General features: G+C 36.7%; 12 protein-coding genes. 11 read left to right on the top strand and 1 reads right to left on the bottom strand.

Annotated elements, in window-relative coordinates; translation table 11 throughout:
• The first annotated feature begins 8 nt into the window (after window positions 1-8).
• The 5 genes from NSS71_RS20315 to NSS71_RS20295 all read left to right on the top strand — a co-directional run bounded on the left by NSS71_RS20315 (window position 9) and on the right by NSS71_RS20295 (window position 5,667).
• Window positions 9-806 carry a helix-turn-helix transcriptional regulator gene (locus NSS71_RS20315; protein WP_309325770.1) on the top strand — a complete coding sequence of 266 codons (798 nt, stop codon included), beginning with the start codon at window positions 9-11 and terminating at the stop codon, window positions 804-806.
• Between the two features lie 438 nt (window positions 807-1,244).
• Window positions 1,245-1,949 carry a response regulator transcription factor gene (locus tag NSS71_RS20310; RefSeq protein WP_095259454.1) on the top strand — a complete coding sequence of 235 codons (705 nt, stop codon included), beginning with the start codon at window positions 1,245-1,247 and terminating at the stop codon, window positions 1,947-1,949.
• Entirely contained in the window at window positions 1,946-2,947 is a 1,002-nt protein-coding gene (locus NSS71_RS20305) for a sensor histidine kinase (protein WP_341151982.1), read from the top strand. The genes NSS71_RS20310 and NSS71_RS20305 overlap by 4 nt, the downstream gene beginning before the upstream one ends.
• Window positions 2,948-3,029: 82 nt before the next feature.
• The gene (locus NSS71_RS20300; protein ID WP_047943268.1) at window positions 3,030-3,794 is read left to right on the top strand and encodes an ABC transporter ATP-binding protein; all 765 of its coding nucleotides are present in this window, start codon (window positions 3,030-3,032) and stop codon (window positions 3,792-3,794) included.
• Complete coding sequence (locus tag NSS71_RS20295; RefSeq protein WP_061799978.1) at window positions 3,769-5,667, top strand: ABC transporter permease; 1,899 nt, start codon at window positions 3,769-3,771, stop codon at window positions 5,665-5,667. Before NSS71_RS20300 ends, NSS71_RS20295 begins: the two co-directional genes overlap by 26 nt.
• 693 nt (window positions 5,668-6,360) lie before the next feature.
• Here NSS71_RS20295 and NSS71_RS20290 read toward each other — a convergent pair.
• Entirely contained in the window at window positions 6,361-7,476 is a 1,116-nt protein-coding gene (locus NSS71_RS20290) for an NADH-dependent flavin oxidoreductase (protein ID WP_061799980.1), read from the bottom strand.
• 258 nt (window positions 7,477-7,734) lie between these two features.
• Between NSS71_RS20290 and licT the strand changes: the two genes are divergently transcribed.
• From licT to NSS71_RS20260, 6 genes are all read left to right on the top strand, one after another.
• The gene (licT, locus tag NSS71_RS20285) at window positions 7,735-8,571 is read left to right on the top strand and encodes a BglG family transcription antiterminator LicT (RefSeq protein ID WP_047943265.1); all 837 of its coding nucleotides are present in this window, start codon (window positions 7,735-7,737) and stop codon (window positions 8,569-8,571) included.
• 135 nt (window positions 8,572-8,706) lie between these two features.
• On the top strand, window positions 8,707-10,584 hold the full coding sequence (locus tag NSS71_RS20280; protein ID WP_341151981.1) for a beta-glucoside-specific PTS transporter subunit IIABC: 1,878 nt from the start codon (window positions 8,707-8,709) through the stop codon (window positions 10,582-10,584).
• A 12-nt stretch (window positions 10,585-10,596) separates the two neighbouring features.
• Window positions 10,597-12,030 carry a 6-phospho-beta-glucosidase gene (locus tag NSS71_RS20275; protein ID WP_061799984.1) on the top strand — a complete coding sequence of 478 codons (1,434 nt, stop codon included), beginning with the start codon at window positions 10,597-10,599 and terminating at the stop codon, window positions 12,028-12,030.
• 305 nt (window positions 12,031-12,335) lie between these two features.
• A complete protein-coding gene (gene pxpB / locus NSS71_RS20270) occupies window positions 12,336-13,076 on the top strand; it encodes a 5-oxoprolinase subunit PxpB (protein ID WP_236691801.1) in 741 nt (246 codons plus the stop codon).
• On the top strand, window positions 13,064-14,038 hold the full coding sequence (locus tag NSS71_RS20265) for a 5-oxoprolinase subunit C family protein (protein WP_047943262.1): 975 nt from the start codon (window positions 13,064-13,066) through the stop codon (window positions 14,036-14,038). The genes pxpB and NSS71_RS20265 overlap by 13 nt, the downstream gene beginning before the upstream one ends.
• 233 nt (window positions 14,039-14,271) lie before the next feature.
• A complete protein-coding gene (locus tag NSS71_RS20260) occupies window positions 14,272-15,495 on the top strand; it encodes a Bcr/CflA family multidrug efflux MFS transporter (protein WP_047943261.1) in 1,224 nt (407 codons plus the stop codon).
• The last annotated feature ends 329 nt before the right edge of the window (window positions 15,496-15,824 follow it).

Below are 15,824 nucleotides of genomic sequence, written 5' to 3'. Positions count from 1 at the left end.
CATTCATAGTGTCCCAGCGAAAAGCATTAAGCCATCATATGCCAGCTAATCATTTCCATAGTACATTGGAAATCTACTATTTAATCTCTGGCAAACGGGAATTTTTTATTAAGGATCGTACTATAGTAATTCACCAAGGAGATATTGTTATTATTTCTCCTAATATCCTCCATCGGACAACAAATACAGAAAAGCCAAAACATGAGCGGTTTATAGTTAATATTCATGAAAAACATCTTGCGCAAATAAGTCCTTCTTATCTAGATATTTATCAACCCTTGTTTGAGAATGATTACCTTATTGTTAGGTGCCCGCTGAATGAGTTACTTGCCATAGATAGTCTTTCGCAAAAGGTTATTGAAGAGATTCAAGAGCAAAGACCAGGCTATGAAATATATATCCAAACATTGGTCCTACAGATGCTTATTATTTGCTGCCGGCATATTAAACAGAATAACACGCAGCCATTAGAATCGCCGAGCCCGATGCATGAGAGAATCTCGGAGGTTGTACGTTATCTCAACAGCCATTATATGAATAAACTTTCGCTTCAATCAGTGGCAGAGAAATTCTATATTAGTCCATACTACTTAAGTCGTTTTTTTAAAGAGGCAACAGGGTTTACCTTTGTAGAGTACTTGAACAGTGTGCGGATTAAAGAGGCGAAGAAGCTATTGGAGAGTTCTTCAATGAAAGTAAACTTAATATCCAAAAAAGTTGGCTTTGGAAGTGTTACCCATTTTGGCAGGGTATTTAAGGAAGTGACTGGGTATGTTCCATTGTATTATAGAAAAATGAAGAGATAGGAAAGGCGATGATACCATCGAAGGAAGGGAGACATTTTATGAGGCTAAATAAATTAGAATTTTTCTTGCGACGGATTCAACTATCCAGAAATTGGAAGATAACAACTATCAAGGAGGCTTGGGAGAGTTCCTTCAAGATTATTTCACAAAGAATGTTCAAATAATGAATCAGGAAATCGGAGGAAAAAGCTCGAAAACCTTTGTCGAGGAAGACAGATTAAAAAGAATAACGGAGGACATAGGTGCAGAAACAATATGAAGCAGCGATTGTCGATGGTGCAGGAGGATTTCAGTGTATCAGCTTTGAGGCAGGGAGGCAGAAGTCCTTTTGCTTCTTTTTTTGTTTTCTCCCTTCCCTTCTACAAAACCTAATCTTGAACAGAATCTCCTCTTAAATTAAACTTAAACTAAATCATCAAGTCCTAGGAGAAACTAACAATGCAAAAAATCATGATTATCGAAGACGATGTAAAAATCGCAGAACATCTCAGTGCCTACATAAAGAAATATCAATATGAAGTTATCACCGCAATTGATTTTGAAACTATAATGGAGACATTTAGAAGGGAAAAACCAGACCTTGTTCTATTAGACATTAACCTTCCAAGCTTCGATGGTTACTATTGGTGCCGGCAAATTCGCAAAGAATCCCTTTGCCCGGTCATTTTCATTTCAGCAAGAACGGGCGAAATGGATCAAGTAATGGCAATTGAAAATGGTGGGGATGATTTTATTACAAAGCCATTTCATCCTGATATTGTGATGGCGAAAATTAGAAGCCAGCTCCGCCGAGCATATGGGGAATATTCCTTAAAACATGAGGAAAGAGTGCTTCGTGAAGGGGATTTGAGCTTATATCCAGAACGGTTTGAATTACGATTTAAAGACAAAGTAACGCAATTAACGAAAAAAGAAACAGACATTATCGAAAGCTTACTTGATCGCTACCCACGTGTTGCTGGCCGGCAAGATTTATTAGCAAAGCTTTGGGATGATGAAGCATATGTCGACGAGAATACATTGAATGTGAATATCACGCGTGTACGGAAAAAATTTCAAGAGCTAGGGATTGAGGAGGCAGTAGAAACAGTAAGGGGAGCGGGATATCGCTTGCGGCCGACTTGGAAAGAGGAACAAGCATGAAGCTATTTATTCGCGAGCATTTTTTATTTATTATCATACAGCTCATCCAATGTCTTTTGATTCCGTTTATATTTTGGCTGGATGGTTACCGAGGAATTAGAGTCTGTCTATATGCTATTTTCTTATCAATCGTATTTTTAACAGTATTTTTACTATATCAATATGTGAGTAGAAGGAAATTTTATCAAAGGCTTGAACATTCAATCGGAACATTAGATGGTTCTTTGGATACGACGGAAGCAAAACCAATTTCCGAAGCTCTCGATCAGTTGCTAATGGTACAGTATCGTTTATACCAAGAAGAAATTCAAAAAGCAGAGGACAGACAAGATGAGCATCTCCTCTTTATGGATCGCTGGGTCCATCAAATGAAGACACCTCTTTCGATTATTGAGCTGACAGCCCAAACACTGGATGAGCCAGAATCATCGAGTATCCGGGAAGAGACAGACCGAATGCGAAACGGGCTGAATACTGTTCTTTATATGGCGAGACTTCGCACCATTGCAGAAGATTTTCAAATTAAGCCTGTCGTTCTTTCTAAGTTAATACATGAGGTGAATCAAGAAAATAAGCGTTTTTATATTCGCAATGAAGTGTATCCGCAATTTAAAGAAGAAAAGCAAGGCATTACAGTAGAAACAGATGAAAAGTGGCTATTCTTTCTCTTGACACAGCTTGTTCATAATGCTGTGAAATATTCGGCAGGGAAAACAAATCATCTCATTATTTCTTTATATGAACAATCAGGAGAAGCTGTCCTGGAGGTGCAAGATTTTGGTGTTGGTATACCAATTGTAGATCAGAAGCGTGTTTTTAATAAATTCTATACAGGAGAAAATGGCCGCAAATATCGAGAATCTACCGGTATGGGGCTTTATTTAGTAAAAGAAGTGGCAGAGAGATTAGAGCATCGTCTGGAATTGGAATCAAAGGTCGGCATAGGTACAACGATAAGGATTATTTTTTCGGATACACAAAACCTTACATCAATGTAAGATTGCTGAAAGCATAATCGATAGTATGCCATATCCTCTACAGGCTATACTTTTACTAGAATTGTTAGAGAGGAGAAGGATTATGCTTAAACTTACAAACGTAAGTAAGGTTTACGAAGGAAAGATAGCTTACCGTGCCCTTACTGATATTAATTTTGAAATTGACAAAGGTGAATTTGTGGTGATTATGGGGCCGTCTGGAAGTGGAAAAACAACGCTGCTTAATATCATTTCTACGAATGATGGACCAACTACAGGTGCTGTGGAAATAGAAGGGAAAATGCCTCATAAGCTAAAGAAAAACGCACTAGCTAAGTTTCGCAGAAATGAATTAGGCTTTATCTTTCAGGACTTTAATTTATTGCATACTTTAACAGTGGAAGAAAATATCGTTTTACCATTAACATTGGATGGCTCTCCTGTTAAGGAAATGAAGAGGAAAGCAGAAGAAATTGCTAAGGAATTGGGGATTACAGCGATTCTGAATAAACGCACATATGAAATCTCAGGTGGGCAGGCGCAGCGGGTTGCTATTGCCAGAGCAATGATTCATGAACCAAAGCTATTATTAGCAGATGAGCCCACAGGAAATCTAGATTCAAAAGCAGCAAAAGATGTGATGAATATGCTTGTCTCGATTAATGAAAGGAAACAGACAAGTTTATTAATGGTAACACATGATCCCCAAGCGGCTAGTTATTCTGATAGAGTAGTCTTTATTCGCGATGGAAAGCTACATTCTGAAATACATCGAGGAGATAGTAGACAAGCATTCTTCCAAAAAATAATCGATATGCTTTCGTTGATGGGAGGCGACGGCAATGACTTTTCGTCAGTTCGCGTTTAATAACGTACTTCGTAATAAACGGCTGTATATCGCTTATTTTCTCAGCAGCATGTTTACAGTGATGGTATTCTTCACCTTTGCTATCTTTGCTTTCCATCCAGCCTTTTCTGGTCCCGACATGAATAGTAATGCACTATTTGGTATGGGTGTTGCTGGCGGAATTATTTATATCTTTTCTTTCTTTTTTGTTTTATATTCTATGAGCTCTTTCTTACAATCAAGAAAGAAGGAATTTGGCTTATTAATGATGCTTGGGGCATCTAACCGGCAGATTCGTCTTTTGGTTTTTCTAGAAAATATTCTAATCGGCTTTTTTGCCACAGTGAGTGGGATTCTCGCAGGCTTAGTATTTGCGAAGGTAATTCTTTTGATTGCTGAGAATGTATTAATTATTACAGAATCACTCCATTTTTATTTCCCTACATTGGCAATTGTGGTGACTTTTATTAGTTTTCTGATTCTCTTTTTCTTTATTTCTATCTTTGTTTCCTTTATTCTTCGTACTAATAAGTTGATTGACTTAATCAAAGGGGATAAAAAGTCAAAAGGAGAACCGAAAGCTTCATTATTTCTATCGATTTTAGCAGGATTGCTCTTACTTGTAGGATATGTTATTGCAATTTCTGTAGAGGGAATATTGGTTGTTTACGCGCTGGTTCCAGTTGTTCTCTTAGTAACACTCGGAACCTATCTCTTATTTACTCAACTGAGTGTGTATTTTATCCGCAAGATAAAAAGGAATAAGTCTATTTTTTGGAAAAAAACAAATATGCTCTTGTTTTCCGATTTATCTTTTCGCATGAAAGATAATGCAAGAACCTTTTTCTTGGTGGCGATTATATCAACAGTGGCTTTTAGCGCCATTGGAACACTATATGGTTTCCAATCCTATATAACAAAAGGAATAAAAGAAATAAATCGCTATACTTTTACTTATTCTCCATTGGAAGAGGACAGTGAAGAAGTAATTGCCAAAGATAAGAGTAAAATGAATACGTTAATAGAAAATGAAAAGCTTGATGTGAGCAGTGAAGAGACTCAATTGAATTATTACAAACTAGCTGGGGAAAAGAAGAACGTGTTAATTGCGCGAGCATCTGATTACAATCGTTTTGCCGAGCTAATTGGAGAGACGAAAATTCATCCAAAGGAAGATGAAGCCATTGTTGTAGAACAAAGTGATGCTGTCTTAAAGGAAGGCGGACAGAAACCTAGCAAAAAGCTATTGGAAACGGCCATTCCTTTAAAAGGCGACCGAGAATTAACGCCTTCTCGAGTAATAGATGCGTCTGTTTTAACAGAAATAACGGCTTATTATGTAGTAAATGATAAAATTTATGATCAGCTGGATGAACCAATAAAAAGCAAGCTAAGTGTTGTATGGCAAGCGAAAGAAGGACAAGAAGACAAAGTCCTTGCAGTTGGGGAACAATTGGATGAGGAATTATCCTATAAAGCTTTTTCTGTCGATTATGCCATATACCAAATCAATAAAGCGTTTGGACCTATTCTGTTTATTGGCTTGTTTATTGGGATTGTATTCTTCGTTTCTGCAGGAAGCTTCCTTTATTTCCGATTATTTACTGATTTAGAGGAAGAAAAGCGCAAATTCCAATCGATTGCCAAAATTGGATTAATGGAGACGGAGTTGAAAAGAGTCGTTACCAGACAAATAGCTCTTTTATTTTTCTCACCGATTATAGTTGCTTTAATTCATGGTTCTGTCGCACTTATTGCCCTATCCAATATGTTTGATTTTAATATTACAAGAGAGGCAGCATTGGTATTAGGAAGCTTTGCTTTCATACAGATTCTTTATTTCTTAATCGTTCGCTATTTTTATGTAAAACAAGTGAAGAGAATTATTCTTTAATGGATATATTAGGCAGCTCCCTGAAAAGGGAGTTGTTTTTATATAAAGAAAAGGACTGTGGATTTTTGAAGATTTATCTAATTATTATCATTTATGATGTGGTAGTATATTCCATATAGGGATAAAAAGAAGTTGTTTATCTTTGATATAAATAGCTAAAAAAAGAGGATGGTGGTTGGCTTCAGGCCTTAGGAGTGACTATAATCGAAGCTTATTTCCTTGTTGGCAGCTTTTTCTGTTTTTATTACAGGCTTAAATGGAAGGATCGCACGGAATGGAAATTTAATTTCCCCATCACAATTGGGATTCTACTCTTCTTATTTGCAGCTTTTAGTTATTTTGATTTTATGCTTGGCAGAATAATAGTAGGTATACCGGGGATTATTTTGATAGTGGGTAATAAGTATTTTGAGTAACTTTATAATCTTTCAACAATGTTAGTAAAATCCAAGATTTTTCTATGGAATGATTAGAGACGGAATTTGGAGGCTGTGGAGAAAAAACATTTTGAAAATCTATCAATTTGAAAATAATATCCCCACCTTAACTGAATAAATATTCCTGTCATTTTAGGGGAGAAGTCCCTAAAATTTTATTTCTCATAGAATGGTTGAAATGTTTACTGTGATTTCCAAAAAATAGACATCAAAAGCACCTGCTTAGCAGGTGCTTTTGATAAAGCTGCATTCTTTTTTATACACCAGGGAACCAGCCGGGTGCATTGATAATAGCATTCCAGAGTGGATCTGGAATGACGAGTTCTTTTTGTTTTTCTTTATTCAGTGTTGTAGCAATTGTATCTTCTTTTCCTTCCGCTAGCTTTTGTACCCAATGTGGTTCGATAATAAGGCCTCTACCTAATGCCAGCAAAGATACTCCTGTTTGTAATGCTTTTTGAGCATCCTCTGCAGTATAAATAGAGCCAACGCCAATTAACGGTACACGATTATGGATGGTTTCAAGTAAATAGGCAATACGAGTTTTGGATATATCCTCTACTCCTCTTCTTGGTGTTGAATGGAAATCCTGAAGAGATACATGTAAGTAATCCAGTCCTTTATCGGCAAGTTTATCCACTAGAGCAAGGGTATCGTCCATGGTAATTCCAGGTGTTTCAGGCTCCTCAGGAGAAAAACGATAACCAACAATGAAAGGAGAGGCAGCATGTTTTTCGACTATACTTTTAACCTTATCAATAATGGCTAAAGGAAAAGTCATTCGTTTTTCAAGGCTTCCACCAAAGCGATCTTCACGGCGGTTAGAATGAGGAGAGAAAAATTGTTGAATAAGATATCCATTTGCTCCATGAATCTCTACTCCATCATAACCAGCTTCAATAGCACGGCGAGTTGTTTCTCCGAAAGCATCGATAATAGCTTCGACTTCAGCTTCTGATAATTCTCTTGGAATAGCATTTCCTTCTCCTTCAGCAGGAATATTACTAGCACTCACGACATCTCCATTTACTAAGTCAGGAGGGCACATTCGTCCACCGTGGAAAATTTGCAGAACTGCTTTTGCGCCTTGTTCTTTAATACTAGAAGCTAATTTTGTTAAGCTAGGAATAAATTCGTCACTATAGGCAGCAAATTCCCCAGGAAATCCTTGACCATTACGCGCAACATTTGTACAAGCAGTAATAACCATGCTAACTCCAGCTGATCGATGTGCATAATAATCAACTTCTTCTGCTGTGACTGTTCCATCTTGATTAGAAGAGAAATTAGTCATGGGAGCCATAACGACTCGATTTTTAAGGGTTACACCATTAGGTAGTGTAAAAGAAGATAAAAGCTCATTGTTATTCATCTATTATTTTCTCCTTTTAAAAGTATTAGTGTCATTATATAGCAACAAATACTTTGGATAAATTTTTATGCTTACATAGTTTTTCCGTTTTATTTTAGGAATAAACAAAGGCAGCTTGTCTCAAGATTTTAAAAAATATCAAATTGACAGTAGAAATTACCTATGATAGACTGATTTTAAAGGATTGTTACCGCTTTATTGTGGGCTATACCTATTTTTTGTTGTAGTGAAAGAAAATAAAAGAATAGGGACTATCTTATGAACGTATGGAAAGTAATTAATAATAATATCGTATTGTCTAGGAATGATGATAATCAAGAAGTTGTCATTATGGGTAAAGGGCTTGGCTTTAAGAAAAAAGCAGGTGATGCTATTGATGAATCGAAGATTGAGAATATGTATCTCAGTTCAAAAGAGTGGAGCGTCAATAAATTAACTCAAATGCTTTCTTCTATTCCGATGGAACATATTCAAGTGGCAAATGAAATCATCAGCTTTGCAAAAGTATCGCTTGGAAAAAAATTAAGCGAAAATATCTTCTTAACATTAACCGATCATATCAGTTATGCAATTGAGCGCTATGAGAATGGCATGGAAATTAAGAATGCTCTTCTTTGGGAGATTAAAAGATTTTATAATCATGAATTCTTAATTGGGAAAGAAGCGTTATCGATTGTAAAAAACAGACTCGGTGTTGACTTGCCGGAGGATGAGGCTGGATTTATCGCCTTGCATATTGTGAATGCGGAGCTTGATATGGGTCAAGTAAGCAAAGTATCAGAAATGGCAAAGGTTATCCAGAATATTCTTAATATTGTAAAGTATCACTTCAAAATTGATTTAGACGAGTATTCCTTAAATTATGAACGATTTATCACCCACTTGAAATTTTTCTTTCAACGAATGTTTAGTGGGGTTAAATTGGATGATGCCGGAACGTCTAGTTTTATTTTCATGCTGAAGGAAAAGTATACAGATGAGTATGCTTGTGCTCTGAAAATTAGAGAGTACATTAAGAAAGAATTTGGAAGAGAATTAGAAGAAGATGAGTTAATCTACCTGACGATTCATATAAAAAGAATAACTAGTGATTAGGATTGTTACTGATAATGCAGGCTATACCTAAATGAACCTCTAACTGTTTGTGAGGTTTCATTTAGGTATTTTTTTATTCCTTTTAAACTACAACAAATATTTTTTAGCTTATAAAAATAATGGAGGGCAAACCAAATGAATTATCAAGATTTGGCTAAAGTGATTATCGATAAAGTTGGTGGTGAGGAAAATGTTAAAAGTTTAACTCACTGTGCTACACGGTTACGATTTAATTTAAAGGACGATCAGAAACCAGACGAAAAAACATTGAAAAGTACGCCAGGAATAATGGGAGTAGTTAATAAAGGTGGACAATACCAAGTCATTATTGGAAGTGATGTTGGAAATGTCTATAAAGAAATTATTTCACAAACTAATATTGCTAATGATGAAGCTAAGAGTGAGGGAGAAGATAAGCGTTCTGCTTTTGCAAAGGTCATCGATACGATAACAGGAATCTTCACCCCGATTCTGCCAGCGATTACAGCGGCAGGGATGCTAAAAGCAGTACTTTCTATATTAGTAGTGTTTAAAGTTTTAACAACAGAAAGCCAAAGTTATCAGATTATTAATTTCATGGCAGATGCAGCTTTCTATTTTTTACCTATCTTACTAGCTGTCTCATCTGCTCAAAAGTTCAAAGCCAACCCATTTTTGGCGATGATGGTAGGGGGAATCTTGCTGCATCCTAACTTTGTGGCAATGGTAAATATCGCGAAAGAAGGCGGAGAAGCCATTAAACTAATGGGACTTCCTATTTCGGCCGTTTCCTATTCTTCTTCTGTTATCCCGATTATTCTTTCCGTTTGGTTTATGTCTTATATTGAACCACTTGCAGATAAAGTTTCACCGAAAGCTATTAAGTTCTTTAGTAAACCAATGATTACCATTTTTATAGTAGGAACAGCAAGTTTAGTAGTATTAGGACCAATTGGTTATTTAATCAGTGATGCTATCTCAAACGGAATCACCGCATTAGAATCTGTAAGTCCATGGATCGTGCCATTATTGGTTGGTACATTTAGTCCATTACTTGTGGCAACTGGTACGCACTATGGTCTGGTGCCAATTGGAATTAACAATCGTATGACAACTGGTTATGATACCGTGATTTATCCAGGTATGCTTGCATCGAACGTGAGTCAAGGGGCTGCGGCTATTGGGGTTGGTGTTAAGTCAAAAGATAGTACAATTAAACAATTAGCTTATTCTGCTGGTCTAACTGGTTTGTTTGGTATTACAGAACCAGCTTTATATGGAGTAAACTTACGCTTTAAGACACCTTTATATGCTGCTATGATTGGTGGAGCAGCAGGCGGGCTATTCATGGGTATTTGTAGAGTCCGTAACTTTTCTGGCGGTTCACCTGGTCTATTAACATTACCTAGTTATATTGGAGATAATACACTAAGTTTCTTCTATTATGCATGTATTGGCGCAGCTATTAGTATTGTAGTAACATTTATTGCGACATTAATTTTATACAAAGACCCTGTTGCAGAAGAAAAAGAGGAAGCTGACGAATCAACAACAAAGGAAACACCTAATTTGAGTATCGGTGGTGCAACAATCGTATCTCCGCTGCAAGGAAATTTACACAGCTTAAAATATGTAGATGATGGCATGTTTTCTGAGGAAATATTAGGACAGGGTGTAGCCATTGAACCAGCCGAAGGGACTGTGCTTTCCCCTGTGAATGGAATAGTTAGTGCGACATTTGAATCAAAACATGCTATTGGTATTACTAGTGAATACGGAGTGGAGCTATTGATTCATGTAGGGATCGATACGGTTCAATTGAATGGAGAAGGATATGAATATTTTGTTGAGAAAGGACAAGAAATTCAAATAGGAGACAAATTGATTCAATTTGATTTAGAGGGAATCAAAGCAAAAGGATATAAGGTAATTACACCTGTTGTTATTACAAATTCAGCAGAAGTAGGAGATATTCTAATTGCAAATGAAGGTCCCATTCACTTTGGTGAAGAAGTAATAAAAGTAATGAAATAGGAGGAACAAACAATGGGATTTAGAAAAGATTTTTTATGGGGCGGTGCGACCGCAGCGAATCAATGTGAAGGCGGATTTAATGAAGGTGGCAGAGGTCTAGCAAATGTGGACGTTATTCCAACTGGTCCTGATCGCAGAAGTATTATTACGGGTAAAAAGAAGATGTATTCTTTTGAGGAAGGTTATTTTTATCCTGCGAAAGAAGCAATTGATATGTATCATCGTTATAAAGAAGATATTGCTTTGTTCGGGGAAATGGGCTTTAAAACCTATCGATTATCGATTGCGTGGAGCCGCATTTTTCCAAAAGGGGATGAAACGGAGCCAAATGAAGAGGGACTACAGTTTTATGAAGATCTATTTAATGAATGTCATAAATATGGAATCGAACCGTTAGTGACAATTACTCACTTTGATTGCCCGATGCATTTAATTGAGGAGTATGGCGGATGGAGAAATCGAAAGCTGATTGATTTTTATAAACGTTTATGCACTGTATTATTTACTCGCTATAAAGGGCTTGTTAAATACTGGCTTACTTTTAATGAAATTAATATGATTCTGCATGCTCCATTTCTTGGCGCAGGACTATGCTTTGAAGAAGGAGAAAATGAGGAGCAAATAAAATACCAAGCTGCCCATCATGAATTGGTAGCTAGTGCGGAAGCAACAAAAATCGCCCATGAAATTGATCCGGAGAATAAGATAGGATGTATGCTGGCAGCTGCAAGTTACTATCCTTATAGCTGCCGACCAGAAGATGTTTGGGAAGGAAAGCAAAAGGATAGAGGCAATTACTTTTTCATTGATGTTCAATCAAAAGGTGCCTACCCTGCTTATGCACTCAAAGAATTAGAGAGAAAAGGCATTGAGGTAGAAATGACTGCAGAAGATTTAGAGGTTTTGAAAAATCACACGGTTGATTTTATCTCCTTCTCTTATTATGCTTCTCGTGTTGCGGCAGCTGAAGACTCTGATGTGGAAAAGACAGCGGGCAATCTGTTCCCTACTGTTAAAAACCCCTATCTTCAATCCAGCGAATGGGGATGGCAGATTGACCCATTAGGCTTACGCATCACGATGAATGATTTATATGATCGTTACCAAAAACCTTTATTTATTGTAGAAAATGGTCTTGGTGCAGTCGATACACCAGATGAATCTGGGTATGTAGAAGACGATTATCGCATTGAGTATCTTGCTGCACATATTCAAGCGATGAAGGAAGCAGTCGACGAAGATGGTGTCGATCTGCTTGGCTACACAAGCTGGGGATGCATTGATTTGGTATCAGCAGGAACTGGCGAAATGAAAAAACGCTATGGTTTTATCTACGTGGACCGCGATAATGAAGGAAATGGCACTTTAAATAGAGCAAAGAAAAAATCGTTTCATTGGTATAAAAAAGTAATAGCTTCCAACGGGGAAGACTTAACCAACGAATAATAATGATAGTTTACAATGCGTGCAAGAATTTCTTGTACGCATTCTTTTTTTAGAAGGGAGGGAGCAGGATGGAGAGTCATAAGTAAAATAGATGATTTTCCATTCATCATACTCATATGACGAGTAAACGGGGAAAGGGAACCTAAATCAGCAATCTTCTTGCATTTTTATTTGAATATTTTAAAAATTAACACAGTTGTTATTTACAAACAATAAATAGAAGTTTATCATATCCCATATAAAGTTAATAGAAAATGAGGAGAGATCCATGTAGAGTATAAGCTTAGTGACAAGAGGTGAGTTCATTGAAACTAATACCCCCGAAAACCAAAAGAAAGATAGAATTTCTGCCAATGGGAGAACAAATTTTAATCGTCCAGTTTGAGGGAATTTTATCAATTGAAAACAACCAGATGGTGCAGCATGTGGCTGAAGTGATCAAGTCTTTAAACATTCGCGGTGTTAAAGATATTGTTAAGGGTATGTGCAATTTCTCGATATTATATGATCCGCTGCTAATAAATTTTGAGCAATTAAAAGATAAGCTTAGCGATATTGATTTTACAGAAGTTAGCGGACGAGAGCAAGAATCACGGATGGTTCATATTCCAGTCGTTTTTGATGAACAGTATGGTCTTGATTTACCTGAGTTAGCAAAGAAGTTGGCTTTAAGTGAAGAGGAAATCATCGAAATAATAACTTCAAATGCCTATTATGTCTATATGATTGGATTTATTGCAGGCTTGCCATATATGGGAAATCTAGATAAACGAATGGCTGTTCCTAGAAAATCAAATCCAAGAGTAAAAGTGCCCAAAGGTGCGGTTGCTATCGCTGACAAAATGACTTCTATTTACACAGTCGAATCTCCAGGAGGTTGGCACTTAGTCGGATGGACACCAATGGATATTTTTGATGGGACAAAGAATCCTCCTAACCTTATCAAAGCAGGAGATTATGTTAAATATGAGCCTATTTCAGCTGAAGTCGCCCAAAATTGGAACAGTCAAGTACAAAAAGAGTGGAATCAATTATGGAATATATAAAGTGTTTAAAACCAGGCTTATTAACAACCATCCAAGATTTAGGGAGACCATCTTATCAGTCATTTGGTGTTTCAGTTTCTGGTGCGATGGATCCTCTTTCCTTGAAGCTGGCTAATATTATCGTCGGCAATCCACCTGACTATGCTGCTTTAGAAATAACATTATTAGGACCAGAAATACTTTTCAAAGGAGAAGGGATTATAGCGGTTACTGGAGCAGATTTATCGCCAGCATTAAATGGAAAAGCAATCCCTATGTGGAGAGCTATCCATATCGAAGATGGAGCTATTTTGAAGTTTGGAAAAGGGAAAAATGGCTGTCGCAGCTATCTTGCTATCCTTGGCGGGATAGATGTTCCAGCAGTAATGGGAAGTAAAGCAACTTTTATTCGCGGAAGATATGGAGGAATAGAAGGAAGAGCTCTTCAAAGTAATGATTATATTCCAATAGGACCGTTCCATCCTAAGTGGATGAATGAGGTGAAAAATCGGAGAATCCCAGGCTGTTATATTCCGAATTTTTCAAATGAAGTGGTTAGATTTGTGTGGGGGCCGCATGATAGGGAATTTGAAGAAGAGTCGAAGGAGATATTTGTAAAAGGATTTTATCAAGTGACTAATCAATCAGATCGAATGGGATACCGTCTTAATGGAGATCCGCTAGTACATAAGAAGTCTGCAGATATACTTAGTGAATTTGCAGCACCAGGAACAATCCAAGTCCCGGCAAATGGTAAGCCCATTATTTTGATGGCAGATTGCCAAATGTCTGGTGGTTATACAAAAATCGGTATGGTCATAGGCACAGATATTCCCCTGGTAGCTCAGAAAAAGCCTGGTGATGCTATTAAATTTCAACCTATATCAATATTACAAGCTCAACAAGAATGGAAAAGGCAAATGAGATGGTTATCTATATTAGCTGCAAATAATCTACATTTAAACCGGAAAACAGCAATTTGAAAAATTGGGCTAGAAGATAATTTTTTGATATAAAATACACTATCCTTCATATGAATAAATGACAGTACTTTATTATAAAAAATACTTATTTTAAAAAAGTGAGCTTTATTAGTGAAATATTCCACGTTTCATAATACAATATGAAAGTATGCTTCCTTCTTTGAAAGAAGCATTTTTTTCAGGTCATTATTCAAATAAATAATAAATATTTCATATGGAAAGGCGATGAAAAGTTGAATTCATTAACCAAAACGAAACGATTACAAATTGCTTTTCTATTGGGATCTCTTTCCCTATTAGGTCCATTTACAATAGACACATATCTGCCGGCATTTCCAACAATCGTTGAGGAGTTTCATACGAATGCATCCTTAGTTCAAGTTAGTTTGACAACATGCTTGTTAGGGCTTGCTTTCGGGCAGTTAATTATTGGACCAATGAGTGATGTTCAAGGACGTCGCAAACCGTTGCTTACATTTCTTGGCTTATATTTACTATCTTCGTTAATATGTGCAATCGCACCAAATATTTATATGCTGATAGGTGCTCGCTTTATCCAAGGCTTTGCAGCAGCAGGAGGCCTTGTTATTTCAAGAGCAGTCGTTCGCGATCTTTATAGTGGAAGAGAGCTGACGAAGTTTTTCGCAACATTAATGTTAATCGGAAACCTTGGTCCAATTGTAGCACCAATTATAGGCGGAGCTATTCTTTCTTTCGCGAGTTGGAAAGTAGTTTTTCTTGTATTAACCTGTGTTGGAATTATTTTGACTTTAGTCGTTGCTTTTAAATTGGAAGAAACATTACCAGTGGAAAAGCGTGTACCAAGCAATATTAAAAAAGTAGTCTCGAATTTCGGTTCTTTACTGAAAGACCGTGAATTTGCCGGCTATGCCTTTACACAAGGTTTCACAACGGCAGGGATCTTTGCCTACGTATCTGGTATTTCCTTTGTCTATCAAAATATTTATGGCGTTTCCCCACAAGTATTTAGTTTATTGTTTGGCTTAAATGGAATTGGTTTAATTATTGGAACACAAATTGTTGGCCGCTTATCGAGATTTTCAGAGAAAACATTCTTGAAGAGTGGTTTAGCTCTTTCCATGTCTGCATCGATTTTATTAGTAATTGCTATTTTAGTGCATGCACCATTAGTGGCAGTAGCAATTCCTATTTTCCTTTTCGTTACCTCCATTAGTATTATTGGAACCTCGTCTTTTTCATTGGCGATGGAAACAAAAGGGCATATGGCTGGAAGTGCATCTGCGCTATTAGGTCTATTACCGTTCTTACTAGGCTCTTTAACAGCACCACTAGTAGGAATCGGCGGAGAACATACCGCTGTACCGATGGGAGTTATCATTTTCGCATCAAGCTTACTAGCATTCTTGTCTTATTATATATTGGTTCGTAAATCATCGGTAAAGATGAATACACCTAAACATATTACGCATAATTAGTATGTTTTCTGCAAACAGGCACCTTCAAATAGAGAGGGTGCCTGTTTTTTGTGCAGTGAATGAGATGAGGCTGTGACAATTGTATCGGAATTTCTTGATTGCTGTTTTCCGTTTTAAATAAGTTTCATCACACCATTAGCAAGGCACGATTTTATTGTTTATTTAGATTCGTTAATTTAAAAAAATGTAGTTGAGTAGATGATCATCTTGAAGAAAAAATGAACGAAAAAAATCATTTAAATGACTATTTTCTATATAAAAAAGCCATAATGTCAACTTTCGTTCATTTCATTGAACTAATTGGTGCATGGTGATAGAATCATTTCTGA

It is taken from the genome of Niallia sp. FSL W8-0951 (genome assembly GCF_038006525.1).
Classification (GTDB): domain Bacteria; phylum Bacillota; class Bacilli; order Bacillales; family Cytobacillaceae; genus Niallia; species Niallia circulans.
The sequence above is the reverse complement of the archived record's forward strand: the minus strand, read 5'-3'. Positions and strand labels throughout refer to the sequence as shown.

Bases quoted from the DNA above. Each gene is read 5' to 3' on its own strand.
- NSS71_RS20310 (WP_095259454.1), top strand. From the start codon at position 1,245: ATGCAAAAAATCATGATTATCGAAGACGATGTAAAAATCGCAGAACAT.
- NSS71_RS20305 (WP_341151982.1), top strand. From the start codon at position 1,946: ATGAAGCTATTTATTCGCGAGCATTTTTTATTTATTATCATACAGCTC.
- NSS71_RS20300 (WP_047943268.1), top strand. From the start codon at position 3,030: ATGCTTAAACTTACAAACGTAAGTAAGGTTTACGAAGGAAAGATAGCT.
- NSS71_RS20295 (WP_061799978.1), top strand. From the start codon at position 3,769: ATGACTTTTCGTCAGTTCGCGTTTAATAACGTACTTCGTAATAAACGG.
- NSS71_RS20290 (WP_061799980.1), bottom strand. From the start codon at position 7,476: ATGAATAACAATGAGCTTTTATCTTCTTTTACACTACCTAATGGTGTA.
- licT (WP_047943265.1), top strand. From the start codon at position 7,735: ATGAACGTATGGAAAGTAATTAATAATAATATCGTATTGTCTAGGAAT.
- NSS71_RS20280 (WP_341151981.1), top strand. From the start codon at position 8,707: ATGAATTATCAAGATTTGGCTAAAGTGATTATCGATAAAGTTGGTGGT.
- NSS71_RS20275 (WP_061799984.1), top strand. From the start codon at position 10,597: ATGGGATTTAGAAAAGATTTTTTATGGGGCGGTGCGACCGCAGCGAAT.
- NSS71_RS20265 (WP_047943262.1), top strand. From the start codon at position 13,064: ATGGAATATATAAAGTGTTTAAAACCAGGCTTATTAACAACCATCCAA.